This is a genomic window from Paenibacillus sp. FSL R7-0297, assembly GCF_038009025.1.
Lineage (GTDB): Bacteria > Bacillota > Bacilli > Paenibacillales > Paenibacillaceae > Paenibacillus_AQ.
On the sequence record NZ_JBBPAQ010000001.1, the window covers coordinates 3,809,016 to 3,834,078 of the forward strand.

29 protein-coding genes are annotated in these 25,063 nt (G+C 52.3%); all 29 read left to right on the forward strand.

Annotation, left to right across the window (positions count from 1 at the left end; all coding sequences use genetic code 11):
* Positions 1-37 precede the first annotated feature (37 nt).
* The gene (locus tag MKZ24_RS16665) at positions 38-577 is read left to right on the forward strand and encodes a hypothetical protein (protein ID WP_042237645.1); all 540 of its coding nucleotides are present in this window, start codon (positions 38-40) and stop codon (positions 575-577) included.
* A 113-nt stretch (positions 578-690) separates the two neighbouring features.
* On the forward strand, positions 691-1,560 hold the full coding sequence (locus tag MKZ24_RS16670) for a heptaprenyl diphosphate synthase component 1 (protein ID WP_042237643.1): 870 nt from the start codon (positions 691-693) through the stop codon (positions 1,558-1,560).
* A 27-nt stretch (positions 1,561-1,587) separates the two neighbouring features.
* Positions 1,588-2,316 carry a demethylmenaquinone methyltransferase gene (locus tag MKZ24_RS16675; RefSeq protein WP_042242904.1) on the forward strand — a complete coding sequence of 243 codons (729 nt, stop codon included), beginning with the start codon at positions 1,588-1,590 and terminating at the stop codon, positions 2,314-2,316.
* Positions 2,309-3,184, forward strand: coding sequence for a UbiA-like polyprenyltransferase (locus MKZ24_RS16680; RefSeq protein WP_039301813.1), 876 nt, complete (start codon positions 2,309-2,311; stop codon positions 3,182-3,184). The genes MKZ24_RS16675 and MKZ24_RS16680 overlap by 8 nt, the downstream gene beginning before the upstream one ends.
* Positions 3,181-3,783 (forward strand): UbiX family flavin prenyltransferase, encoded by a 603-nt coding sequence (locus MKZ24_RS16685; RefSeq protein ID WP_042237641.1) that lies wholly within the window; start codon positions 3,181-3,183, stop codon positions 3,781-3,783. The genes MKZ24_RS16680 and MKZ24_RS16685 overlap by 4 nt, the downstream gene beginning before the upstream one ends.
* Before the next feature lie 3 nt (positions 3,784-3,786).
* Positions 3,787-4,647 carry a menaquinone biosynthetic enzyme MqnA/MqnD family protein gene (locus MKZ24_RS16690; protein WP_042237640.1) on the forward strand — a complete coding sequence of 287 codons (861 nt, stop codon included), beginning with the start codon at positions 3,787-3,789 and terminating at the stop codon, positions 4,645-4,647.
* A complete protein-coding gene (locus MKZ24_RS16695; protein WP_340784683.1) occupies positions 4,644-5,612 on the forward strand; it encodes a polyprenyl synthetase family protein in 969 nt (322 codons plus the stop codon). Before MKZ24_RS16690 ends, MKZ24_RS16695 begins: the two co-directional genes overlap by 4 nt.
* Positions 5,613-5,749: 137 nt before the next feature.
* Positions 5,750-6,193, forward strand: coding sequence for a nucleoside-diphosphate kinase (gene ndk / locus MKZ24_RS16700; protein WP_042237637.1), 444 nt, complete (start codon positions 5,750-5,752; stop codon positions 6,191-6,193).
* 27 nt (positions 6,194-6,220) lie between these two features.
* Positions 6,221-7,024, forward strand: a complete 804-nt coding sequence (locus MKZ24_RS16705) for a CheR family methyltransferase (RefSeq protein WP_042237635.1) — start codon at positions 6,221-6,223, stop codon at positions 7,022-7,024.
* A 108-nt stretch (positions 7,025-7,132) separates the two neighbouring features.
* Entirely contained in the window at positions 7,133-7,309 is a 177-nt protein-coding gene (locus MKZ24_RS16710; protein ID WP_167549564.1) for a hypothetical protein, read from the forward strand.
* Positions 7,310-7,495: 186 nt separating this feature from the next.
* Positions 7,496-8,665: a chorismate synthase gene (aroC, locus tag MKZ24_RS16715; RefSeq protein ID WP_042237634.1), complete on the forward strand. Its 1,170-nt coding sequence runs from the start codon at positions 7,496-7,498 to the stop codon at positions 8,663-8,665.
* Between the two features lies 1 nt (position 8,666).
* Entirely contained in the window at positions 8,667-9,770 is a 1,104-nt protein-coding gene (gene aroB, locus MKZ24_RS16720; RefSeq protein WP_042237632.1) for a 3-dehydroquinate synthase, read from the forward strand.
* Positions 9,764-10,135 (forward strand): chorismate mutase, encoded by a 372-nt coding sequence (gene aroH / locus MKZ24_RS16725; RefSeq protein WP_042138621.1) that lies wholly within the window; start codon positions 9,764-9,766, stop codon positions 10,133-10,135. Before aroB ends, aroH begins: the two co-directional genes overlap by 7 nt.
* 352 nt (positions 10,136-10,487) lie before the next feature.
* Positions 10,488-12,044 carry an anthranilate synthase component I gene (gene trpE / locus MKZ24_RS16730; protein WP_340784693.1) on the forward strand — a complete coding sequence of 519 codons (1,557 nt, stop codon included), beginning with the start codon at positions 10,488-10,490 and terminating at the stop codon, positions 12,042-12,044.
* A gap of 133 nt (positions 12,045-12,177) precedes the next feature.
* A complete protein-coding gene (gene trpD, locus MKZ24_RS16735) occupies positions 12,178-13,218 on the forward strand; it encodes an anthranilate phosphoribosyltransferase (protein WP_039301835.1) in 1,041 nt (346 codons plus the stop codon).
* The gene (trpC, locus tag MKZ24_RS16740; RefSeq protein WP_042237627.1) at positions 13,208-14,038 is read left to right on the forward strand and encodes an indole-3-glycerol phosphate synthase TrpC; all 831 of its coding nucleotides are present in this window, start codon (positions 13,208-13,210) and stop codon (positions 14,036-14,038) included. Before trpD ends, trpC begins: the two co-directional genes overlap by 11 nt.
* Positions 14,031-14,711: a phosphoribosylanthranilate isomerase gene (locus tag MKZ24_RS16745; RefSeq protein ID WP_042237625.1), complete on the forward strand. Its 681-nt coding sequence runs from the start codon at positions 14,031-14,033 to the stop codon at positions 14,709-14,711. Before trpC ends, MKZ24_RS16745 begins: the two co-directional genes overlap by 8 nt.
* Positions 14,708-15,904 (forward strand): tryptophan synthase subunit beta, encoded by a 1,197-nt coding sequence (trpB, locus tag MKZ24_RS16750; protein WP_042237623.1) that lies wholly within the window; start codon positions 14,708-14,710, stop codon positions 15,902-15,904. The genes MKZ24_RS16745 and trpB overlap by 4 nt, the downstream gene beginning before the upstream one ends.
* A complete protein-coding gene (trpA, locus tag MKZ24_RS16755; RefSeq protein WP_042237622.1) occupies positions 15,904-16,725 on the forward strand; it encodes a tryptophan synthase subunit alpha in 822 nt (273 codons plus the stop codon). The genes trpB and trpA overlap by 1 nt, the downstream gene beginning before the upstream one ends.
* Before the next feature lie 56 nt (positions 16,726-16,781).
* The gene (gene hisC, locus MKZ24_RS16760) at positions 16,782-17,879 is read left to right on the forward strand and encodes a histidinol-phosphate transaminase (protein ID WP_042237620.1); all 1,098 of its coding nucleotides are present in this window, start codon (positions 16,782-16,784) and stop codon (positions 17,877-17,879) included.
* 54 nt (positions 17,880-17,933) lie between these two features.
* Positions 17,934-19,028, forward strand: a complete 1,095-nt coding sequence (locus MKZ24_RS16765; protein WP_042237619.1) for a prephenate dehydrogenase — start codon at positions 17,934-17,936, stop codon at positions 19,026-19,028.
* An 842-nt stretch (positions 19,029-19,870) separates the two neighbouring features.
* Positions 19,871-20,458, forward strand: a complete 588-nt coding sequence (locus MKZ24_RS16770; RefSeq protein WP_039309865.1) for an RNA polymerase sigma factor — start codon at positions 19,871-19,873, stop codon at positions 20,456-20,458.
* A gap of 5 nt (positions 20,459-20,463) precedes the next feature.
* Positions 20,464-21,054: a zf-HC2 domain-containing protein gene (locus MKZ24_RS16775; RefSeq protein WP_340784702.1), complete on the forward strand. Its 591-nt coding sequence runs from the start codon at positions 20,464-20,466 to the stop codon at positions 21,052-21,054.
* Positions 21,055-21,211: 157 nt separating this feature from the next.
* Positions 21,212-21,799 carry a histidine phosphatase family protein gene (locus MKZ24_RS16780; RefSeq protein WP_171716671.1) on the forward strand — a complete coding sequence of 196 codons (588 nt, stop codon included), beginning with the start codon at positions 21,212-21,214 and terminating at the stop codon, positions 21,797-21,799.
* Between the two features lie 90 nt (positions 21,800-21,889).
* On the forward strand, positions 21,890-22,978 hold the full coding sequence (locus MKZ24_RS16785) for a hypothetical protein (RefSeq protein WP_340784707.1): 1,089 nt from the start codon (positions 21,890-21,892) through the stop codon (positions 22,976-22,978).
* A gap of 11 nt (positions 22,979-22,989) precedes the next feature.
* Positions 22,990-23,496: a gamma carbonic anhydrase family protein gene (locus MKZ24_RS16790; RefSeq protein WP_340784709.1), complete on the forward strand. Its 507-nt coding sequence runs from the start codon at positions 22,990-22,992 to the stop codon at positions 23,494-23,496.
* 18 nt (positions 23,497-23,514) lie between these two features.
* Positions 23,515-23,694, forward strand: a complete 180-nt coding sequence (locus MKZ24_RS16795) for an IDEAL domain-containing protein (protein WP_039309877.1) — start codon at positions 23,515-23,517, stop codon at positions 23,692-23,694.
* Positions 23,695-23,861: 167 nt separating this feature from the next.
* On the forward strand, positions 23,862-24,287 hold the full coding sequence (locus MKZ24_RS16800; protein WP_340784712.1) for a DUF2487 family protein: 426 nt from the start codon (positions 23,862-23,864) through the stop codon (positions 24,285-24,287).
* A 221-nt stretch (positions 24,288-24,508) separates the two neighbouring features.
* Positions 24,509-25,063: a ubiquinol-cytochrome c reductase iron-sulfur subunit gene (locus tag MKZ24_RS16805; protein ID WP_039309880.1), complete on the forward strand. Its 555-nt coding sequence runs from the start codon at positions 24,509-24,511 to the stop codon at positions 25,061-25,063.

The following is a 25,063-nucleotide window of genomic DNA, read 5'->3' on the forward strand; positions in this document are numbered from 1 at the left end:
TGCTGCGCAGCGGAAATTCTGAGTAAGGGGGCTTGTCATGAACCGGAGCTGGCTGATTGGAACTGTTTTGCTGCTGACCGCGGCGTCTACCATGCTGCTGCCTCAGCTGGCCAGTCTCGGGACAGTCCCCCAGGGCGCCTATGGTACAGTGGAGACTATAAGCCGGGACAGCACCGTTCTGGGCGATGACAATCTGGTAGATATGCTCGGGGAGATTCCCTTTAGCCTGGTTATAGACAAGGCGGGCTGGAAGGACCAGGTGTTAACTCTGGATCTTAAGGTGACCGGCAATGACCATGAACCGCAGGAGCTGTATCAGAACATGGCGCTGGCGATTGCTTTTGCCTTTCAGGAGACCGGCAATGTTGATCAGCTGCTGCTCCGTGTGGTGGCTGAGGATAAATGGCTGGATACCCGCCGCCTGCTGCTGGCTGGTGACATCCGCCGGAAGGAATGGTCTCCCCGGCTGCAGGATGAGCTGCAGAATGCCGGCAATTCCCCGCTGCCCGGTTCTCTGAAGAACGGCTTCCGCATTAGTGAAAGCGAGCTGTGGAAAAAACAGTTCATTTATCCCTGAAGTGGGTAAAAGAAACTAGAATGCACGACCGTGCGTGACCAAAAAACATGTGATATAATAGACAAGATTGTGAACAAAGATATAGTCAAACGTCAATGGCTTCGGAGGCTGAAATGAAACCATACCGCATACCGCAACTGGCTAAACCCTACACCGACTACGACATGATTCAGCGGCATACGGAATTGCCGCCGTTCTCAGACGGGCGGGGTCATTTGTTATATATTTTTCTGGGTCACGGCAGGAGTGCCGGATTCCAGAGTGAAGAGCTGTTCACTCTGGTGACCGGGCTTGTGCAGCTCGGGCTGGATACACATGAGAGCATCGACCGTTATCAGGATGAGCCCGGCGGTGATATGATGCGTTCCCGCCAGCTTAAGGTGCTGGCCGGCGATTACTTCAGCAGCTGGTTCTACCATCTGCTCGCCAAACATGAACAAATTGAGATGGTGGGCATTCTAAGCACGGCTATCGCTGATTTTAATGTGATGAAAGCTAATCTTTACGGCAAGATGAAAGGAATGCTTTTCACAGCCGAACAATATTTAAAGCACACGGTACAGCTCAATATGAGGCTGTTTCTTTCTTTTACACCGATGATTGAGGAGCCGCTCCGGGATAGCTGGGAGAAGCTGCTGGTGGAGTTCAGCCAGTGTGAAACCGTAACGCAGGAGCTGCGCCGCGGCACAGACCCAGTAAGTGCTCTGGAAGGCTACTGCTACTGGAAGGTGCTGGAGTCAGCGACGGAAGAGGAGCGCCAGCTGCTGGGTGAGCAGGAACTGGACATCAGGGATTGGAAGAAGCTTAAGCTAAGAAGCAAATGTGATGCCCTGCTGACAGACAAGCTGCATGCATCACTTGAGTCCATTCAGGGATTGCTGCAGGGTATCAAGGACGAGGAACTGATCAGTGAGCTTAGTGCTGCGCTGAACCGCCTTCTTCTGCAAATGAAAATTTCCGGACAAGCTGCCGTGGAGGGTTAGAGAATGACCGTAGATAAAACTTCCGTTATGGGTGACCAAGGCATCAAGCCGAAAGAACAATTCGTACATTCTGTATTTGAGAGCATTGCCGGCAAATACGACCTAATGAACGATATCCTTAGCTTCCGCCGCCATAAAGCGTGGCGCAAGTTTACAATGCGTAAGATGAACATGAAGCGCGGGGATTCGGCAGTGGATCTGTGCTGCGGGACCTGCGACTGGAGCATCGCCCTGGCTGAGGCCAGCGAGACCGGCTGTGTCATGGGACTGGATTTCAGTGCAGGCATGCTGGAGGTCGGCAAGCGTAAGGTAGAGGGGCGCGGACTCCAGGACCGGATATCCCTGATTCAGGGCAATGCAATGGATCTGCCCTTCGGCGATAATTCGTTCGATTATGCGACGATTGGCTTTGGACTCCGCAATGTGCCTGATCCCGTTCAAGTGCTGAACGAAATGAAGCGTGTGGTGAAGCCGGGCGGTATGGTGGTATGCCTGGAGCTTTCGAAGCCGATGAAGCAGCCGTTCAAAGGGATTTATTATTTCTATTTCCAGCGTGTGCTTCCGTTGCTCGGCAAGCTTTTTGCCAAGCGGTATGAGCAATATAAGTGGCTTCCCGAGTCACTCGCCCTGTTCCCGGACAGAGAACAGCTGGCAGTGATCTTCCGTGAAACCGGCTTGCAAAAAGTGGAATCCTTCCCCTTGACCGGCGGCATCGCGGCATTACATATTGGGGTCAAGGAGAACAGCAATGTTTAAGAAAATCGGCATTTTTCTACAAATGATTAAATTTGAACATACGGTTTTTGCACTACCCTTTGCTTTTATGGGCGCTTTGCTCGGATCGGTTGTAATGTTTGGTGAACTGCCTTCCTGGAGCCAGATCGGCTGGGTTGTGATTGCCATGTTCGGTGCACGCAGCGCGGCTATGGGACTTAACCGGCTGATCGACCGGATCAGTGATGCGAAGAATCCCCGGACAGCCGGGAGAGCGATTCCTGCAGGACTGCTGAAGGTTGGAGAAGTATCGCTATTTATCGCCTTCTCGTTCTTTTTGCTGTTCTGGGCTGCGTTTAAGCTGAATCCGCTGTCAGCGAAGCTGCTGCCGATTGCTGTTTTCCTGCTGGTGTTCTATTCGTTCACGAAACGCTTTACCTGGGCTTGCCACCTGATTCTCGGTCTTACCATCGCACTTGCGCCGCTGGGGGGCTGGGTTGCGGTTACGGGCACTGTAGATTGGACCTCCATGGTATTCTATTTCACTATCGTTTTTTGGACAGCGGGTTTTGATATTATTTATTCCTGCCAGGATGTGGAATTTGATCTTAAGGAAGGGCTGTACTCTATTCCTGTCCGCTTCGGAGTTGCCCGTGCGCTCCTTATTGCCAAGGTGTTTCATCTGCTTACGGGAATCGGATTTGTATCGCTGCTCTTTATTACTGAATTGAGCTGGTGGTATGTGGCAGGTATGCTGATTGCCTACATTATTTTATTCTATGAGCATTATATCGTATCCCCAAGCGACCTCAGTAAACTGCAGACGGCGTTTTTCACAATGAACGGGGTGCTTAGTATTGTAGTCTTTTCCTTTACTCTGATTGACCTGGTGGTGCAGTTCTACAAATGAACGAGCGTAAGCCTAAAAATTTCGTGGTTGGCATTACCGGCGCGAGCGGCGGGATCTACGGCATCCGGCTGACAGAAACCCTGCTCTCGCTCGGTTACACGGTGCATCTGGTGGTTAGCAATGCAGGCTGGCGCGTCTTCAAAGAAGAATTAGGCTTCACGGCCTCAGACCGGGAAGGGTTTCTGGACGGGCGGTTCAGCAGCTATCCCGGTTCTCTTCTGTATCACCCTATCGCAGATATTGGTGCTTCAATTGCCAGCGGTTCCTTCCGGACGGAAGGGATGATCATTATGCCTTGCTCGATGGGAACACTGTCTGCTGTAGCGCAGGGCAGTTCCGACAATCTGATGACGCGGGCTGCGGATGTCATGCTGAAGGAAGGGCGCCCTTTGGTGCTTGTTCCCCGGGAGACACCGCTGCACGCGATTCACCTGGAGAATATGCTGAAGCTGTCCCGGATGGGAGTCAAGCTTATCCCGGCGATGCCGGCGTTTTATTTTGGACCTGTAACAATCGATGATCTGATTAATTTCATGGTAGGCAAAGTGCTGGACAGCTTTAATATTGAACATACTTTATTTCGCAGATGGGGGGAATGAAGGATGACACATCCAGAGCACACCGTTATCGGTAAAATCAGTTACACCAACTCATGGCCGGTATTTCATAATTTCCATCCTTCTTCTCTAAGCTTCCCGGCAGAGATGGTGAGTGAAGTACCCGCCATTCTCAATCAAGGCATGGCTGCCGGGAGCATTCATGTAGGCGCATTATCCTCCTTCGCGTACGCAGCGGCCAGCGACCGGCTTCTGCTGCTTCCGGATCTGTCTGTCAGTGCTGACGGGCCGGTCAAATCGATCCTGCTCTTCTCAAGAATGCCGGTGCAGTCTATCGGCAGCGGCAGGATCGCCGTAACGAATACATCGGCCACTTCTGTCAATCTGCTGAAAATTCTGATGGACAAAGCTATAGTTGCCACCCCTGAGTACATCAGTGTCCCTCCTGATCTGAACGAAATGATGGAGCAGGCAGATGCCTGCCTGCTGATCGGGGATCATGCCATCCGTGCATCCTGGCAGGATCAGGGATATTACGTAACGGATCTGGGCGAGCTATGGAAGGAATGGACCGGACTCAGCATGACTTTTGCCGTCTGGGCCGTTAACCGCGGGGCTGCTTTGCGTAATCCGGAAGCGATTGCCGAGATTGCGGAAGCCTTTGCCGTCAGTAAAAGACGGGGCCTGCGCGATCTGGGGCCAATTACACATGAAGCCTGCTGCACTATCGGAGGTACGGCATCCTATTGGAACGATTATTTCCGTAATTTATGTTACGACTTTGGGGAAAGGCAGCAGGAAGGTCTCAACCTCTATTTCCGCTATGCCTATGAAATGGGCCTGCTGCCGCAGGAAGTGAAGATGGAGCTTTGGAGCCACAATCTGCTGACACGGGTGAAAGAATGAAGCGAATGCAAATATTCGGCTTGCTGAACAAAGATATGGATCAGATTGAAAAGGAACTGTACCGCAGTGTCCAGGGTGATGATGACCTGCTGACAGAAACCTCGCTGCACCTGCTCAAGGCGGGAGGCAAGCGCCTTCGTCCGGTATTTGTCCTCATGGGCGGCAAATTCGGACAATATGACCTCGACAAGCTGAAGCGTGTTGCAATTCCGCTGGAGCTGATACATAGCGCCTCGCTTGTCCACGATGATGTCATCGATGATGCTGAACTGCGGCGGGGGGAGCCCACCGTCAAGGCGAAATGGGGCGACAAGATCGCCATGTATACCGGCGACTATATCTATGCCAAGGCACTGGTCATGACTTCGGAGCTGAAGAATCCCCGGATTCATCAGATTCTCTCCAAAGCTATGGTGGAGATGTCAATCGGAGAGATGGAGCAGATTCGTGATTTCTTCAACAGCGGGCAGAGCGTACGTCATTACCTGCGGAGAATCCGCCGCAAGACAGCACTGCTAATAGCCGTCAGCTGTCAGCTCGGCGCCCTGGCTGCAGAAGCAGAGCCGGAGACAGCAAGGCTGCTCTATAATTACGGATATAACGTGGGGATGGCGTTTCAGATCCGTGATGATCTGCTCGATCTTTCCGGAACGGAGAAGCAAATCGGCAAACCGCCTGGCAGTGATATGCGCCAGGGCAACATTACATTGCCGGTGATTTACAGCCTGCAGGACTCAAGGCTGCGCGAAGGACTGATGGAAGAGCTGGAACGGATCCGCGCGGGGAATGGCGGGGTTGGCCGTGCAATCGACCTGATCCTTTCCGGGGACGGAATTGCCCGTGCGGAGGAGCTGGCTTCCCGTTACATCTCTAAGGCGCTGGAGGCGCTGGAGCAGCTCCCGGGCAACAGGACCAAACGTAATCTGCGCGACATCGCCTTTTTTGTCACAGGACGCGCTTATTAATCTGGCAGCTTCCGTAGATTAAGCGTTCACAGATGCCGAGGTTTCTGATAATATCAGACAATGAACAACCTGATTATGCAATCCCGTATAGACAAACCTAGCATTCATTAAGAATTGGGGAAATGGAGAGTGACTCTATGGAACAAACGTATCTGATGATCAAACCAGACGGTGTACAACGCGGATTGATCGGGCGTATTGTCGCCCGCCTGGAGGATAAGGGATTCAAGCTGGTTGCTGCGAAGCTGATTACCATTACGGAAGCACAAGCCAAGAAGCACTACGCAGAGCATGAAGGTAAAGATTTCTTCCCGGAACTGGTAGGCTTTATCACCTCCGGTCCTGTGTTTGCCATGGTATGGGAAGGCGATGATGTTGTAGCACTGTCGCGTCTGCTGATCGGCAAAACCAAAGTGGGCGAGGCATTGCCGGGAACGATCCGCGGTGACTATGCCAGCCACACCCCGCTTAATTTGATCCACGGATCAGACTCGCCGGAAAGCGCAGCACGTGAAATTGCCAATTTCTTTGCTCCGTCTGAACTGGCCCAGTATAACAAAGACATCTCAGTCTGGATGTAAGGTCCGGCGGGAGACAGGAGAATATTTATGGCAGAACGTGAAGAACCCGCATTAACCCCAGACCCGGATTACACCGGATTTATTCATAATGTCAAACAGAGCACCGGAATTGATCTCGCCCAGTATAAGGAAGCGCAGATGAAGCGGCGTCTTACGACGCTCCGCATGAAGAACGGTTACAATTCTTTTAGTGATTTTTATGCCGCAATGATGAAGGACAAGGCTTTATTCTATGAATTTCTCGACCGGATGACCATTAATGTCTCCGAATTCTGGCGTAATCCGAACCGCTGGGAAGTATTAAGGGATGTTATTCTGCCTGATCTTCAGCGTTCCGGCCGCAGACTGAAGCTGTGGAGTGCCGCCTGTTCTACCGGAGAAGAACCTTATACACTGGCGATGATCCTGTCAGACAAGAATATTCTGGCCCAGACCGGTATTCTGGCAACAGATATTGATGACGGGGCATTGGCCAAAGCGAAGCAGGGGTTATATCTGGAGCGTTCCTTAAAAGATGTCCCTAAAGATGTGGCTGACCGGTATTTCACTCCGGAGGGACCCGTGTTCAAGGTCAGTGATGGGCTGAAGAAGAGTATCGATTTCCGTAAGCAGAATCTGCTGCTCGATAAGTTTGATGAAGGCTTCGACCTGATCATCTGCCGGAATGTAATGATCTATTTCACTGAAGAAGCCAAGAATAAGCTGTATCACAAATTCTCGGCCAGCCTGCGTCCCGGCGGCTATCTGTTCGTGGGCAGCACGGAACAGATTTTCACGCCCGCGCAGTATGGATTCGAATCTACAGAAACCTTCTTCTACCGCAAGAAATAGGGAACGGTTGCTTATCCGCAGGGCCTGTCGCCACAGGTATACTTTAACTTCTTTTCAGTGATACTGAAGAGTAGAAACCGTATGCCAAGTGAAAGGTTGTTATAGTAGATGGACAAAAGCAAGGTTATAGCCGCGTATCGACGCGGCTTCCTCACAGTCCGCGAATGCGGACAGGTTCTCGGGATTGAGGAGCTGCAGCTGCAGAGCCTGCTTGCAGCGGAGGAGGGCAGAACCGGCAGCCTGCCTCCCGCACCGGGTAACCGGCAGCTGGAGACAGGTTCTTAGGGCGGGGATGCACAGCAGCGCCGTTTCTGCTCGAAAGAGCAGGAGCGGCGCTGTTCTTGTTGAGGAATAGAGTGGCACTTGAAGGTGACCGCTTTCTTGTCAAAGCCGATGGCCTATACTATAATAAGCAAAGACATTTAGCAATTTAGTGGTTTACAGTCTAAAAGTGTGAAGGGGGAACGCAGCATGAATTTACGCTATTTAACAGCGGGGGAAACGCACGGCCCCCAGCTTACAGCCATTATTGAGGGATTGCCCAGCAATTTGACACTTGATTTCGAAGAGCTTAATTTCCAGCTGCACCGGAGACAGAAGGGCTACGGCCGCGGACGCCGGATGCAGATTGAGAAGGATACCGCCGAGATTGTAGGCGGCGTACGCCACGGTTCCACAACGGGTGCTCCTGTTGCCCTGGTGGTGGAGAACAAGGACTGGACGCACTGGAAGAACATTATGAATATCGAGCCGATTCCAGGCAGTGATGAGGAGAAGCGCCGGGTCAACCGTCCGCGTCCCGGACATGCCGACCTGAACGGCGGCTTGAAGTATAACCTTACGGATCTGCGCAATGTACTGGAGCGCTCCAGCGCCCGTGAGACGGCTGCCCGGGTCGCGGTAGGCGCAGTAGCCCGCCAATTGCTGGCAGCATTCGGGGTGAAGATTGCCGGACAAGTGATCCGCATCGGTGAAATCGAAGCACCAGCCAATCAGCTTACGGTAGATGAACTGATTGCGCAGACAGAAGAGTCCTCTGTGAGAGTCGTGGACAAAGAGACGGAACAGAAGATGGAGGCTTACATAGACAAGATCAAGGAGGAAGGCGACTCTATCGGCGGGATTGTGGAATGTATTGTCGAGGGTCTGCCGGTCGGCCTTGGCAGTCATGTGCAGTCTGACCGCAAGCTCGATGGAGCCATCGCCGGAGCCGTTATGTCGATTAATGCCTTCAAAGGTGTGGAGATCGGCATCGGCTTCGAGGCCGGTAAGCTGCGCGGCTCACAGGTTCATGACGAGATAATGTATGAAGCCTCACAAGGATACTACCGGGCAAGCAACCGGCTGGGCGGTTTCGAAGGCGGAATGACCAATGGGATGCCGGTGGTGGTCCGCGGAGTAATGAAGCCGATTCCGACGTTGTATAAGCCTCTGCAAAGCGTAGATATTGATACGAAGGAACCGTTCACTGCCCAGGTTGAACGTTCGGATGCCTGCGCAGTTCCGGCAGCCTGTGTTGTACTGGAGAATGTGGTGGCCTGGGAGATTGCCAAGGCTTTCCTGGATAAATTCGGCGGCGACTCCATGGAAGAGATCAAAGCCAACTATAATAATTACCTGGCGCAGCTGGAGAGCTATTAAGATGCGCAGTATTACGGTAGCTCTGGGTGAACGGTCTTATCCTATTTATATCGGCAGCGGACTGCTGCAGAATATTGGTGAACGCTGCATAGAAGCCGGTTTCCCGCAGCGCAGTCCGCTGCTGGTTGTCACGGACAGTGAAGTGGCTCCGCGGTATCTGGATCAGGTGGAGGCATCCCTGCGCGGCAGCGGATATACGGTAGTCAGCCATGTAATTCAGGCAGGTGAAGCTTCCAAATCTCTGGCCGTCTATGAAGAGGTCATTACGACAGCCATTCAGGGCGGGCTGGACCGCAGCTCTGCAGTGCTGGCGCTTGGCGGGGGGGTTGTAGGGGATCTGGCCGGATTCGTCGCCGCCTCTTATATGCGGGGAATCGGATTCATGCAGATTCCTACCACGATCCTCGCCCACGACAGCAGTGTAGGCGGCAAGGTTGGAGTCAACCATCCGCTGGCCAAGAATATGCTTGGCGCCTTCTACCAGCCGTCCATGGTGCTGTACGATCTGGACACCCTTGCTACACTTCCTCCACGCCAAGTTGCTTCGGGACTGGCTGAGGTTGTGAAACATGGTCTGATCTTTGACAAAGAGTTCGCGTACTGGTGCCGTGAACATGCCGGAGAGCTGCTTGCCCTGGAACCGGAGGCTCTGGGGTACGCACTGGAACGCGGCTGTGCGATCAAGGCTGACGTTGTTTGCAATGATGAGACGGAGCAGGGGCAGCGTGCGATTCTGAACCTGGGGCATACCATTGGACATGCTATTGAAGCAGTAGGCGGCTACGGCGTATTTCTTCATGGTGAGGCTATTGCCATTGGAATGGCCGGATCAGCCCTGCTGGCCGCGAAGCTGGGCCGGGACAGAGCGATCTATGAAGATACGGTATCTATGCTCACCGCATTGTCTCTGCCGGTCAGACTGCCGGCGGAATACGGCGAGGATGAGCTGATGGAAGCCATGATGCATGACAAGAAGTTCAAGGAAGGCAGAATGACCTTTATCGTACCGGACGACATCGGCGCTGTCAGTATTGTGGGCGATGTGCAGGCAAGTGATGTACGCCGGGTTATCGCCCAGCTCAAGAAGGAGGAAAGCCCATGGTGAACCGGGGGATACGCGGTGCAACAACCGTAACGAAGAATGAGGAAACCGAAATTTTGCGCGAGACTGTTGTGCTGCTGAGGGAAATTGTTGAGCGCAACGATGTTATCGCCGAGGATATCTGCAGTGTGTGGATCACGATGACCGCAGATCTGGACGCCACCTTTCCGGCGCGTGCCATCCGTGAGATTGAAGGCTGGGAAATGGTACCGCTGATGTGTTCGGTGGAGATTCCGGTCAAAGGCAGCCTGCCACAATGCATCCGCCTGATGGTTCAGGTTAATACGGATAAATCACAGCGGGACATCCGCCATGTGTATCTGAATGAAGCCCAGCGGCTTCGTCCGGATCTCTCACAGGGCAAGTAATAAATTACATATGCGGGGTTGTCATTAACCGCCGTCATCATGTATAGTGTAGTTAGCCGAGTGAAGCAGAGTATAGTTTAGTTAAGATGAGTATAGTTGAGCAGAGTGCAGGACTTTTTTTGAAGAGCAGACCATTGATTATCAGCGTTCTTTTTTTGGCATACCCGTATAGAGTTTGTGCAGCAGCTGCCCATACGCTATAAGTGTATCCTTTGAGGGGATGATCTGTACTCGATTTGGTTTTTGCCGGTCCCAGGCGCTTATTCACATACTTGCTAACACAAACCTCTACTCCGGTAGAGGTTTTTCTGTATTTCGGACATTACCTATAGAATCCCAGGAGGTTAGCCAAGTGACGAATCCGAGCATTGAAGAAGTAGTGTCGCTGTCGCGGAAGTATAATCTGATCCCGGTAGTGAAGAGGCTGCTGGCAGATATGGAAACACCCATCCGCTTGTTCCAGCGTTTTGCGGAGCAGGATCGTGCATTCCTGCTGGAGAGTGTAGAAGGCGGCAGCCAATGGGCGCGTTATTCCTTTATCGGCAGTGATCCGTTCCTGATGATTTCAGGCAAAAAAGGCCTGATCCACGTTGAAGTCGGCGGTGAAAAAAAACAGCTGTTTGGCAAACCTGTCGAGGAGCTTAAGGCGCTGCTCCGCTCTTACCGCAGTCCCAAGCTGGATGGGATGCCGCCGTTTACGGGTGGTGCTATCGGATTCTTCGGCTACGATCTGTTGCAGTATTACGAGAAGCTGTCAGCGCATGCCGTAGATGACCTGAATATGGACGATATCCGCTTCATGTTCTGTGACCGCATCATCGTCTTCGATCATGTGAAGCAGCAGATTCTGCTGGTAGGCAATCTGCATATCAAGGATGGCGATACCGATTCCGAGATTCGCGCAGGTTACGAGGAACTAAGCCGCCGCCTGGAGAACATGGCTGAAGAGCTGCAAAAGGAAGGACCGAAGGAGAACGTCAACCGCCGCAGCATCCCGCAGGACATTGACCTGGGTGAGATTCACTCCAATCTGACCAAGGAACAATACATCAGCAATGTGGAGCAGGCCAAAGAGTACATTCGCGCTGGTGATATCTTCCAAGTGGTGCTGTCCCAGCGGCTGCATATAGAAACCGAAGTATCTCCACTGCATGTGTACCGCATGCTGCGGACGCTGAATCCTTCACCTTATATGTATTATCTGAAAATGGACGAAGAGATCATCGTAGGCACTTCACCGGAAGCGCTGGTTAAGGTGGATAGTAGCGGACGGGTCGAGACCCGCCCGATTGCCGGAACCCGGCCGCGCGGAGAGACAGAGGCGCAGGACCGCCAGCTCGCCGCTGAACTGCTGGAGGATGAGAAGGAACGCGCGGAGCATCTGATGCTCGTTGATCTGGGCCGTAATGACCTGGGCCGTGTGTCGAAGTTCGGCACGGTGAAATGCGACTCGTTCATGGAAATCGAGAAATACTCGCATGTGATGCATATCGTCTCGAACGTGTCCGGGACGCTGGCAGACGATAAAGATTTCTTCGATGCCTTCCTCTCCTGCCTCCCGGCAGGGACTGTATCGGGGGCACCGAAGCTGCGGGCGATGGAGATCATTGCCGAACTGGAAAAGGAAGCACGCGGCGCTTATGCCGGCGCCATCGGTTATCTCGGCTTCTCCGGGAATATGGATTCCTGCATAACCATTCGCACAATTATTTTCCGCAAAGGCCGGGCTTATGTACAGGCTGGAGCCGGAATTGTCTGGGACTCGGTTCCGGAGAAGGAATATGAAGAGACCCTGAACAAGGCCAAGGGCATGCTGAAGGCGATCCGGATGGCCGAAGCCATGTTCCCCGCTGAGGTGAAGGAGAAACAGGTTATCAACCAGGACTATATGTACGAGTATACCCCGTGAGCCGGGGATAAGCAGAGATGAGCTAAGACGAGCAGAGAATGCTCCATACTATTTTTGGCGTATGCTCCGGATCCGGTTTTGTAAGAAGCTGATTCAGGAAGTCCGCCTACAAAACTCTTAGGAGGGAATCAATATGGAAGCAAGCCAGTTAATACAATCAGGAATTGCCGGATTAATTGAAGGAAAGGATCTTACCCGCACGCAGGCACGGGAGGTAATGGGGACCATTATGGAGGGGGCGGCAACACACGCGCAGATCGGTGCACTGCTCACAGCGCTGCGTATTAAGGGTGAAACGGTAGAGGAAATCACCGGGTTCGCGGAAGCGATGCGCGGTTTCGGGACACCGGTACTTACGGAACGTAGCCAGCTGCTCGATACCTGCGGCACCGGAGGCTCCGGTATTCATAAGTTTAATATCTCCACCGCCTCGGCAATCATCTCGTCTGCCGCTTCTGTAAGAGTTGCGAAGCACGGCAACCGTTCGGCTTCCGGCAGAGCAGGCAGCGCCGACGTACTCGAGGCTCTCGGCGTCAATATTCATCTGAATGCGGAGCAGGCCCGGCAATGTCTGGACAGCATCGGAATCTGCTTCCTGTTCGCACAAATCTACCATCCGTCAATGAAGCATGCTGCTGCTCCCCGCCGTGAGCTGGGTGTGCGTACTGTATTCAATATGCTTGGCCCGCTGACGAATCCGGCAGGAGCTGACCGGCAGCTCATGGGCATCTATGACCGCAACAAAACGGAGACTGTGGCCAAAGTGCTGGGCGAGCTGGGCTCCAAGCGGGCAATGATTGTCAGCAGTCTGGACGGTCTGGATGAAATCAGCATCTCGGCGCCGACCCAGGTCTCCGAGCTGAGAAATGGTGTGGTCACAACCTACGAGGTTACACCACAGGAGCTCGGGCTGAGCCAGCATCCGCTGGAGGATGTGCTCGGAGGTGATGCGGCCGAGAACGCGGCAATTATCACTACAGTACTGGAAGGTCAAATCAATCCATACCGTGATATCGTATTAGCGAATGCCGGGGCATGCATCTATGTTGCCGGTCTTGCAGATACACTGCGGGAAGGCGTAGACCGGGCAAGAGAGGTAGTGGATTCAGGAGCAGCACTGCGCAAGCTGGAACAGTTAAAAGCCATGACGAAGGAGCTTGATTATGTATCTTGACCGGATTGTTGCCACCAAAGTGAAAGAGGTGGAGGCGTTAAATAAGACATTTTCATTGGAAGAGGCTGAACGGGCTATCGCTGCTCTGCCTGCAACGAGAGGCTTCCGCGCTGCGCTGACCGGGCGGCGGAACCGGGACATGGGGCTGATCGCCGAGGTGAAGAAGGCTTCGCCTTCCAAAGGCCTGATCCGTGCCGATTTTGATCCGGTTGAGATTGCTAAAGGCTATGCGGCAGGAGGCGCGGACTGCCTGTCGGTGCTTACGGACCGGGAATATTTTCAGGGCAGCGGATCGTATCTGCAGCAGGTAAGGGCAGCGGTGGAGCTTCCTCTGCTGCGCAAAGATTTCATCATTGATGAGAAGCAGATCTACGAAGCGCGCCTGCTGGGAGCAGATGCTATTCTGCTCATTGCCGCTATTCTGACATCTGAACAGCTGAGCGCATTCACCGATACCGCTGCAGCGCTTGGCCTCGATATTCTGATTGAAGTACATGACCGCACCGAACTGGAAATGGTGCTGGCCACCGGCAAGGCTGTTCATCCCGGCGTGTTGCTTGGCATCAACAACCGGAATCTGAAGACCTTTGAGACCGCGCTTTCTGCCACAGCCGAGCTTGCGGCACTGCTTCCGGAGGGACTGCCGGTCATCAGTGAGAGCGGGATTACCGGTCCGGAGGACATCGCATTCTTAAGCAAGACCCGGGCTACCGGCGTGCTGGTAGGAGAATATCTGATGCGCCAGCCGGATGTAGAGCAGGCAGTAAATCAGCTGCTCGGACCGCTTCCTGCAGGGAAGGACCGTGCGCTGCATGGCTGACACAATCGTAAAAATCTGTGGACTTCAGGACGTTGAAGTGCTAAAATCTATGAAGAGTTTGCCTCTGGATTATATCGGATTGGTATTTGCCCCGAGCCGCCGCAGAGTGACTGCTGGAGCTGCTGCCGAGCTTGTTGCAGAGCTGAAGGAGTGGAATACTGGGACAGCACCCCGCGCTGCGGGAGTCTTCGTCAATCCGCAGCTTACTGAGCTGACTGAGCTGCTCAGAACAGTACCGCTGGATGTCGTGCAGCTGCATGGGCAAGAGAGTCCGCTGTTCTGCAGTGAGGTCAAGCAGGCTTTTCCGCAGATTCAAGTATGGAAAGCACTTTCTGTGGCGGGCCATGCCCCTGATGCCGGAACCGGCATTCATGCTCTCCTGGAGAGCTACAGCGGCACAATCGATGCGCTGCTCCTGGATACCTATGACCCGCAGGGCAGCGGAGGCTCCGGACGTACGTTTGACTGGAAACAGATTCCGCTATATCAACAGGCGGCGGAGGAGGTCGCACTGCCTTTATTTATAGCCGGAGGACTGCACCCGGACAATGTGAACGAGCTGCTGGACGGCTACGCGCCATATGGCGTGGATGTATCCAGCGGAGTGGAGAGTAACGGCCTTAAGGATATCGCAAAAATGACAGCTTTCGTGGAAAGGGTGAAGCAATCATGATACAAGTACCGGACAAGAACGGACGTTTTGGTTCTTTTGGAGGCCGCTTCGTTCCTGAAACCTTGATGAATGCACTGATTGAGCTGGAGGAGGCCTACCGTAAATTCTCGGCAGACCCGGCATTTCAGGAGGAAATAGATTACCTGCTTAAGCAGTATTCCGGACGTGAGACCCCGCTGTATTATGCAGAGCGGCTTAGCAGACATCTGGGTGAGGCGAAGATCTATCTGAAGCGTGAGGACCTGAATCATACAGGTGCGCACAAGATCAACAACGCTATCGGACAAGGCATTCTGGCCAAAATGATGGGTAAAACCAAGGTGATTGCCGAAACAGGAGCCGGCCAGCACGGCGTGGCTACCGCTACAGTTGCAGCCTTGCTTGGTATGGAATGTAAGGTATTCATGGGCGAAGAGGATACCCGCCGCCAGGCACTGAACGTCTTCCGTATGAAGCTGCTTGGTGCAGAGGTAATTCCTGTAACCTCCGGGTCAAGAACCCTGAAGGACGCCGGTAATGAGGCACTGCGCTACTGGGTGAGCAACGTTGAGGATACCTTCTATATCCTTGGCTCTGCCGTAGGCCCGCATCCCTATCCGATGATGGTCCGTAATTTCCAGCGGATTATCGGGGATGAGACCCGCCGCCAGATTCTGGAGGCAGAAGGACGCTTGCCGGATCTGCTGGTTGCCGCGGTAGGCGGAGGCAGTAATGCCATCGGCATGTTCTATCCTTTTATGGAGGATGAGCAGGTTGGTATGATTGGTGTTGAAGCTGCCGGCAAGGGAATTGATACTCCGTTCCATGCAGCAACTATGAGTAAGGGAAGCCACGGCGTCTTCCAGGGCTCGCTCAGCTACCTGCTGCAGGATGAGCACGGACAGGTGACCGAAGCCCATTCCATTTCGGCCGGACTGGATTATCCCGGTGTCGGACCCGAACACTCCTATCTGAAGGATATTCACCGCGCACAGTATGTGCCGGTTACGGATGACGAGGCGCTGGATGCACTGAAGCTGCTCTGTCAGACGGAAGGCATCATTCCTGCCCTCGAATCTGCCCATGCGATTGCCCACGTGGTGAAGCTCGGCAAGACACTGACCAAGGATGATATTGTAGTCATCTGCCTGTCCGGACGCGGCGACAAAGACGTGGAATCGATCATGGCCTATACGGAAGGGGCGGGGAAATAATGACTACCGAAACTACAAACCGGATGGATCTGACCTTCAAAAAGCTGCGGGCAGAGGGCCGGGCAGCCCTGATTCCTTTTCTTACCGTAGGCGATCCCGATCTTGAGACTACGCTGGATATTATCGCTGAGCTGGAGGCGGCCGGTGCAGATATTCTGGAGCTTGGCGTTCCCTACTCTGACCCGCTTGCCGACGGTCCGGTCATTCAGCGGGCTTCCTCCAGAGCCCTGCGCAGCAATATTCATCTCCGCACCTGCATGGAGACAGCCCTTAAGGCACGTCAGGCCGGCAGCCAGCTGCCGTTCATCCTGTTCACCTACTATAATCCGGTGATGCAGATGGGGCTGGATACTTTCTTCGCAGAGCTGGACGCCCATGAGATCAGTGGACTGATCATTCCCGATCTGCCTGTTGAAGAGTCGGAGGACATGCGTGAGCGCAGCCATGCAGCCGGAGTGAATCTGATTCCGCTGGTAGCCCCGACTTCCAGTGAACGGATCGCGCGGATTGTTTCCGGCGCCAGCGGGTTCGTCTACTGCGTATCTTCGCTTGGTGTAACCGGCGAACGGTCTACTTTTCATACCGGGGTGGATGACTTCATTCAATCCGTCCGCCGCTCTACAGACCTCCCGATCGCTGTAGGATTCGGGATATCGACTGGAGAACAAGTGTCCAGGTTTGCGAAAATTTGCGATGGTGTAGTAGTCGGCAGTGCGATTGTCCGCAAGGTGGAGGATGTTATTCCTCTGCTGGCCCAGCCGGAGACAAGAAGTGCAGGGCTGTTGCAAATTCGTGAATTTGTGGCACAATTAAGACCATAACGGTCTGCATACTGACCTGATACTAGTCTATTACTTCTAGAGAGCGAGGATGGGCCATGAACCCGAAACCTAATATCGTCGACCTCCCTGTCTACAAGCCGGGGAAACCGATCGAAGAAGTCAAGAAGGAGCTGGGCTTAAGCGATGTTATTAAACTGGCATCCAACGAGAACCCTTACGGGGCAGCACCAAGCGCAAAAGCCGCTATTGTAGCGGAACTGGATAATCTGTATTTATACCCGGACGGTTCCGCTGCCGAGCTGACTGCAGCATTGGCCGAGCATCTGGGAGTAGCAAGTGATAACATTATTTTCGGATGCGGTTCTGACGAGATTATTGCTCTGATCGCACGTGCATTTTTCCTGCCCGGTGACGAGACCATTATGGCGGATCAGACCTTCTCCGTCTATAAGAGCAACGCTGATATAGAGGGTGCTGTATCCATTGAAGTACCTTTGAAGAATGGGACCCATGATCTGGATGCAATGCTGGCGAAGATTACGGACCGGACCAAGGCAATCTGGATCTGCAACCCCAACAATCCGACCGGTACCATTGTGCCGGAGGATGCCCTGATTACTTTCCTGGATGCAGTACCGGCCGGAGTTATGGTAATACTGGATGAGGCATATTACGAATACGTGACCGATCTGAGTTACTCTAACGGCATTAAGCTGCTGGACACCTATCCGAATCTCGTTGTACTCCGTACGTTCTCCAAGATCTACGGTCTTGCTGCACTCCGCATCGGTTACGGCGTGGCCAGCCCGCAGATTATCTCCTTAATCAATAAAGTGCGGGAACCTTTCAATACCACACGCTTAGCCCAGGTAGGGGCTCTGGCTGCACTGGCTGATCAGGAATATGTCCAGCAGTGCCGTACGCTTAACAGTACCGGAATTGTGCAGCTGCAGGCTGAATTCCAGCGTCTAGGCCTTGAGTCCTTCCCGGCTCACGGCAATTTCATCATGGTGGATGTACGCAAGCCGGCCTTTGAGGTCTTCGATGCCCTGCTGCGGCAAGGTATTATCGTGAGAGCAGGCCACCACCGCTACCCGACTTACATCCGGGTTACTGTCGGCTCTGCCGAGCAGAATACAGCCTTCATCGCTGCCTTAGAGAAGGCGCTTGAAGAACAGGGAGTACGCGCATAACCTGTATCAGAAGCAGGATTGACGATATCACAGAAGGCAGGTAGTTCTAAGAACATGACGACAAAAATAGCAATTTTCGGTGTCGGTCTGATCGGCGGCTCACTGGCCCTTTGCTTCAAAGGCAAGGAGGGCCTGACCGTAGTAGGGCATGCCCACCGTCCTGAATCAGCAATCAAATATGTCAGCAGAGGTGTGGTCGATGAGGCTACCCTATCGCTTGAGGAAGCGGCGCTGGGCGCCGATTATATTTTTCTGTGTGTGCCTGTTGGCATGATAGAGGATTATCTTCAGCAGCTGAGCCGCCTGCCGCTGAAGCCGGGCTGTATTATCACCGACGTCGGCAGCACCAAGGCCAGCATTGCAGCCTGCGCAGTCTCCCTTGACCTTCCCGGTGTGCATTTCATCGGCGGCCATCCCATGGCTGGCTCGGAACGCTCGGGTGTAGAGGCAGCCTCCTCATTGCTGTTCGAGAATGCCTATTACGTACTGACGCCTCCGCCCGGTGTTCCGGAGGAAGCTTATTATGCACTGGAATCCTTGCTTCTACATACCAGAGCGCATATTGTCCGGCTTGACCCGGAGCGCCATGATGAGATTGTCGGAGCGATCAGCCACCTGCCGCATATTATCGCGGTAGCCCTGGTTAATCAGATTCATGCCTACCATGATTCAGATTCTTTATACAGCACACTTGCGGCCGGCGGCTTCCGGGATATTACGCGGATTGCCTCGAGCGATCCGATTATCTGGCGTGATATCCTGCTCAATAACCGCTCGGTTATGCTGCGTCTGCTCAAGGACTGGAATGACGAGGTTTCTTCATTCATTCATCTGCTGGAGCAGGGGGATGGTGCGGGAATCGAGTCGGCCTTCCATGAGGCGAATGAGTTCCGCAGCCAGTTGCCTGAGCGCCGCAAAGGAATGATTGTCCCGTTGTTCGACCTTCATATTGATGTCCCCGATCATCCCGGGATTATCGGACGCATCACCACAGAGCTTGGCGACCAGGGCATCAACCTTAGCAACGTGCAGATTATTGAGAGCCGGGAGGATGTTCCCGGGATCATGCGCCTGTCGTTCCGCCAGGAGCATGATATGGAGCGGGCCAAGGTTGTATTGCAGCAGAATGATTATACGGTATATGTGTAGCGAAGAGCCGGGGCGTGATGCCCCGGCTTTTATCTTTGATATAAGGATTTATTTGCTGCGCATAATTATTGCTCCTTCTATTTCGCGCTGGAACTGGAGATGGCGGGGCGCAATGCGGACTGGAGGGACGTTATTTGCTTGAAAAGCTGTATTTTTCGTCCTTACGGACTGAGAAGCCCTTAAGGTGCTGATTCATCGCTGTTTCGCCCCCGGAACATCATAAATAAGTACATCTGAGTCCGCAACGCTACAAAAGTGGTTGAAATCGGTGAAATAAGATCATTTGAGTCCGTTACGCCCTTACGGACAAGCGGGGGGAGCCCGAATACCCAAATGTTCGTAAAAATGGACAAAAAAAAGACCGCTTACATAATAAGCGGTTACAGTTCACAATGTATTGGAACCGTGCAGTGTTTGGATAGGAGTGGAGAGAAACCATACTGTACTTTTATTATATGTATACGGTTACATTCTGTCAACCCCTTTATCAAACTTAAATAATACCGCTTTCAATATTCGACTTCCCGCTGAATCTAAAAGTCTATTAATGTCATCCTGTTAGAATCTATGCTATACTGGGTTAAGTATGTTTATAGATTTCTTCCAAGTATAGGGAGCCACGTGCCTATCTGACAGTATTAGAAATTTGTAAAGATGCGAATTTCTTTCTGTATTTACATACAGTATGCCTTAATTAACGGCTGGTTGAATATACATAGGAAGTATTTCATTTATTCGTACGAATTTGTAGCAATGCCGCAACTTTTTCTTACCTGACCGGTATAAGTAGATACGGACCGGACGGGATTAATCGTGCAAGGGCGAGGAGGGCCGAACTCACCATGACGGATTCCCAGTTGATCCAGCTTATCAAGCAAGGAGATACAGAATTATACTCGGAATTGATGCGACGTTACCAGCGGAAGATATTGGCTTTCGTGTATCATATGCTCAAGAATTCCCATATGGAGCTGATTGCCGAAGACCTCTGTTCTGAGACTTTTTACAAGGCTTTCCGGAGTCTTCATTCGTTCCGTGAAGTGGATGCTTCTTTTTCTACTTGGCTGTACACTATTGCCCGTAATACGGTGCTAAGTGAGCTGCGCAAGAACCGTGCCGGAAATGTATCGCTTGAAGAGAGCGGTTATACTCCTGTGGCACCGCTTGACGTTGCCCCGGAACAGGCGGCATTACGTAAAGAACGGATGAATCTGGTCCGTGAAGCGATTAACAATCTCCCGGAGAAGCAGCGTTCTGCGCTCATTCTGCGTGAATATGATCAGATGGATTATCAGGAAATTGCAGTGATTCTGGATCAGAGTGTCAGCTCCGTGAAATCACTATTGTTCCGCGCCAGGAGCAGTGTGAAGCTCCAGCTCGAATCCTATTTCTATGAGCCTGAATTTGATGAGCAGGCTGAGAGGGTGTAAGGCCAATGAATTGCAGGGAAGCGCAGGATTTCATTCCGCTCTTGTGGGACGCTCCCCCCACGGATCCCAGACGGATTAGACTGGAGAAACATATCGCGGCTTGTTCCTATTGCAGTGCCGAATGGACGTTGTGGCAGGAGACAAGTGAGCTTATGCAGGACTCAAGGTTTGAAGTTAGTGATGAACGCGCAGAAGCGATTAACCTTAAGGTTATGGAGCGGATCTATCTGGAAAGTCCCTGGCTTATGCCCGGAGACGGTAAATCTGCGGGCAACTCCGCTGTTTTCCGCCGCAGGCTAAGCCTATGGATTGCCTGTTTTCTGGCAGTGTTTATCTCCAGCTTTTTATATTTCACCATGTTCAAAACACCCTCGAATACTACTGCGGCTCAGAGCGGGATTGTAGAAACAGGGGTGGCAGGACTGACATTGGATTGGTCATCTTCTTATCCGGTCGAGTCAGAAGGCGGTATTATTGAACCGCTTGTAGCCAATATGGGCCCCTCCCACCCGCAATACTGGATGGTGTTGTCGACGCTTGGCGTCGGGTTGTCTATATTCCTGCTGGTACGCCTGAACCGTTACCGCAGACAATGAAAGCCCCTTTACTTAAATCGTGAAGAGGGCTTTTTCGTATCCCGATATGAGCTCCAAGTGAGGAATAGACCTGTAATTTTGTTAAAAAAGAAGACATTTGTTTTCATTCGTGTTACATTATTAAGCAAACATAAATGGAAGGGAAAGGTGATAGGCAATGCTGATCGGCTTAATACGCCACGGGCTGACGGATTGGAACGCGGAAGGTAAGATTCAGGGACAAAGTGACATTCCGCTTAACGACGAAGGCCGCAGGCAGGCTGAGATGCTGGGTGACCGGCTTCTGCAGGAGCCCTACCACTGGGACTATTGCATTACGAGCAGTCTTTCCCGCGCAGCTGAGACAGGAAAGATCGTTGCCGCCAAGCTGGGAATTCCTTTACTGGAACCTGATCATCGTATCCGTGAGCGCGCTTATGGCCAGGTAGAAGGTATGACGGCTGCAGCCCGCGAAGCTAAATGGGGCAAGGATTGGAATCAGTTAACACTGGGGCAGGAGAGCGATGCGGCGCTTCAGGTCCGCGGGCTTGCTTTTCTTGAGGATCTCTCGGCCCGTTATCCGGATCAGAATGTACTGGTCATCTCCCATGGAGGGTTTCTTGCACAGCTGTATACCGCGCTATACAAAGACAAGTATTCGGAACGTCTCGGCAACCTCTCCCTGACGATTTTGGAGAAAAACGAGCAGGAATGGAATCCGTTATTGTACAACTGTACCCGTCATATCTTGCAGAATCAGCGTTAACCCGACCCTTCGGGTTATTTTTTTTGCGTAATAAGGAATAAAAAGGGCTGTATTTCCCATAATGGTAGTAAAACGGTGAGGCGATAAAAGATGAATCTGGCGGATATGCTCACTTACGCAGACATTGGTCAGCTTACCGCCATTGCGGGACGCTATGAATGTGAGTGCAAACGGAATTCCAAACATGATTTGATTCAGAGTATTCTCATTACCTTGGGCAGCCGTGAGTTTATGGAGTCTCATATCCGGGGCTGTACCCCGGAGGAACTGCGGTTCCTGAACACTTTGCTATTTGATGAGCGCAGCCATTTCAGTCTGGAAGATCTTCTTGCCGCTGCAAGGCAGGCATGTTTTGACACTCCCTCCGGTAAAAGCGGCAGCTACCGCGATATGGTCAGCAGGTTCAAAAACGGCGGCTGGCTCTTTACCGGTGCATCGCAGCAGAGCAGGTATCTGTTCCAGGTCCCGCGGGATCTGAAGAACCGCTTCCGCGACAGGATGGGGGAGCACCTGAAGGAAGGGATTACTCCAAGTCCTGAACCGGCAATGTACCGGGGCGAGGGTGATCTGCTGGCGGGCGATCTGCTGCTCTTCCTGCGCTATGTGAAGGATAACGAGCCTGAACTTGGCCAGGAGGGGGCGCTGTATAAACGCAATCAGCAGGGAGTGATGAATGCCTTGCAGATTGCTGAGCCCCTGCTGGGCAAAGGCGGGTGGAGATTCGGCTACGGCAGGGCCTGTGAGCATTATCCGCCGAGACTTGCCCTGCTGTATGATTATGCCCGCCACCGCCGCTGGATCTCGGAGGAGGGCTACCGTCTGAAGCTCACAGCCTTAGGGGAGCAGTTCCTGGAGGAAGGGAAATCGGAAAAGCTGATGCAGTTATTCTCCTTTTGGTTAAGACTGTATAAAGGCGCAATTCCAAATCTGCCGTCGCTAGTCTATTGGATCAGTCTTAGTGCAGGCAGATGGGTTACAGTAGCTTCGCTATCCGAAGGGTTGGGCTGGCTGATTAAGCCGTTCTATTATGATGATGCCGGCGCCATACTCGAACAACGTATTCTGCGGATGATGCTGCATCTGGGTATGATCAGACTCGGTGAAGGTGCCGAAGGGCCGGTGGTTATGATGACGCCCTGGGGAAGTGAAGCGGCCGTACCGAAGCTGCTGCTTAAGTAAGGGGGAGAGAGATGCGGATAGCTTATGGGAATTACATACCGCAGCTTGATGAATCAGTCTATGTGGCGGAGGGCGCTAAGCTTGTTGGCGATGTAAGGATGGGGAAACAATCCAGTATCTGGTTCAATGCCGTGCTTAGAGGAGATTTGGCTCCGGTGATAATCGGAGAGCGCTGCAATATTCAAGATGGTACGGTGGGTCATGTGGCTGAAGGTCTACCTCTGATTCTGGGTGATGATATATCGGTCGGCCATTCGGCGATTATCCACGGCTGCCGGATAGGCAAAGGCACATTAATCGGAATGGGAGCAATTGTATTGAACGGAGCAGAGATTGGTGAATATGCTTTAATAGGAGCCGGCTCCATTGTAACCGAAAACAAAATCATTCCGCCGTACACGCTCTCCTTAGGCACCCCCGCCAAAGTGATCCGTGAGTTGACGCAGCAGGATCTGCTGAGGATGGCACGCACCAGTGAAAGCTATGTGAAGAAGGCATTGGAATACGGAAACTCTTAAACAGCGGAGGTGTATCGAATGGACAAAATGAAGGCTACTTATGAAGTGATGCTGGGGCTTGCTGCAGAAATGGTTTGGGATGAAGCGTTAAGAAAGCGTCGTACCGACATCTTGTACCGGAAGATTGACACGGCGCTGGCTGCCGGAGATGAGGCGGCTTTCCGGAACCTGACTGAAGAACTGAAAAGTTTGGCATAGAGAAATGCGCCTAGCGCATTTCTTTTTTTAAAAGATAAGAATTTACATGTTTTGGGGTTCCCGCAAAGTACCTGTGTTATCATCGAAGGTAAAGCCTCACTTTGGGGGTTATTTTACAATTATGATATTCTAAATGCTGCATGTGCGGCAAAAAAGGGGGCCAGCCGATGAAATTCAGTGATTTTGACCGTAAGACCTGGGATGTGGATGGACATTTCTACGATACCTGTGTAATCCCGTATACAGGACTTCAAGGGACGGAGACACCTCCCGAGACCGTTGCAGCGCTGGAGCGTCAGCGTGATTTCCTCGATTTAGTCGAGAAGCCTTTTCAAGGGCGTGTGGTGATTTATCCGGCGGTACAGTATGCAGGAGCAGAAAGTATAGCTTTACTTAATGCCCTTTGCCAAAAAGTCAAATCCATTGGTTTCCAGTATGTCATCGTGTCATCCGCGAATGAAGTGCTTTTAACAGAAGAGGTTTATGAAAGCGATTTACTCCTTTGCCAGCCTGAAATGGAGAGGGATTCCGATACTCCGGTAAGCTCCCGCATACGGGATGAAATCCAGAGATTATGGTTGAGAGAAAAATAAGTTAAATGTGACGAAAAATCAACAATTATTCTTAAATCAGCCGCAAATGCCTGTCACAATTTAGACAATATTCTTGACGGGTTTTGGAGCCTAAGCTATGATTAGGTTGAACTTATATGTCATGTGATTTTTTTCATTGAAAACGAATTAATTACCAGAATTGTCTTTCAACGGACTCTGCAGGTGCCTTCTCAAATTTTGAAAAGGGGGTTACACACAGTATGAGCAGCCTTAATGAAGAACAGGAACCGCTTCCGCAAGAACAGCCCCAACGGAAGGATATATCGCGTAGACAGTTTTTGGCCTATACACTAGGCGGTGCCACCGCTTTTATGGGAGCCGGAGCCATTCTGCCGATGATTCGTTTTGCCGTAGACCCGATATTACATAAAAAAGGCGAAGGAGACTTTATCAAGGTAGCGGAAACTTCCAAGATCACCGATGTACCCCAGGAGTTCACCTTTGAACTGCCGCAGCAGGACGGATGGTATGCCAGTACAGCAATGCTGACGGCGTGGATCCGTAAAGATGAGAGCGGACAAATTTATGCGCTTTCACCGGTCTGCAAGCACCTTGGCTGTACGGTAGGCTGGAACAATGATAAGGCTTTCCCGGATGAATACCACTGTCCCTGCCACGGAGCGCGTTATACCAAACTGGGCAAGAATCTGGCGGTAGCCCCGAAGCCGCTTGACCAGTACACCACCAAGATTGACGGCGGCTGGGTGTATCTGGGCGACATCGTTCCAAATACTGAAGCTAAGAAGGAGGCGTGA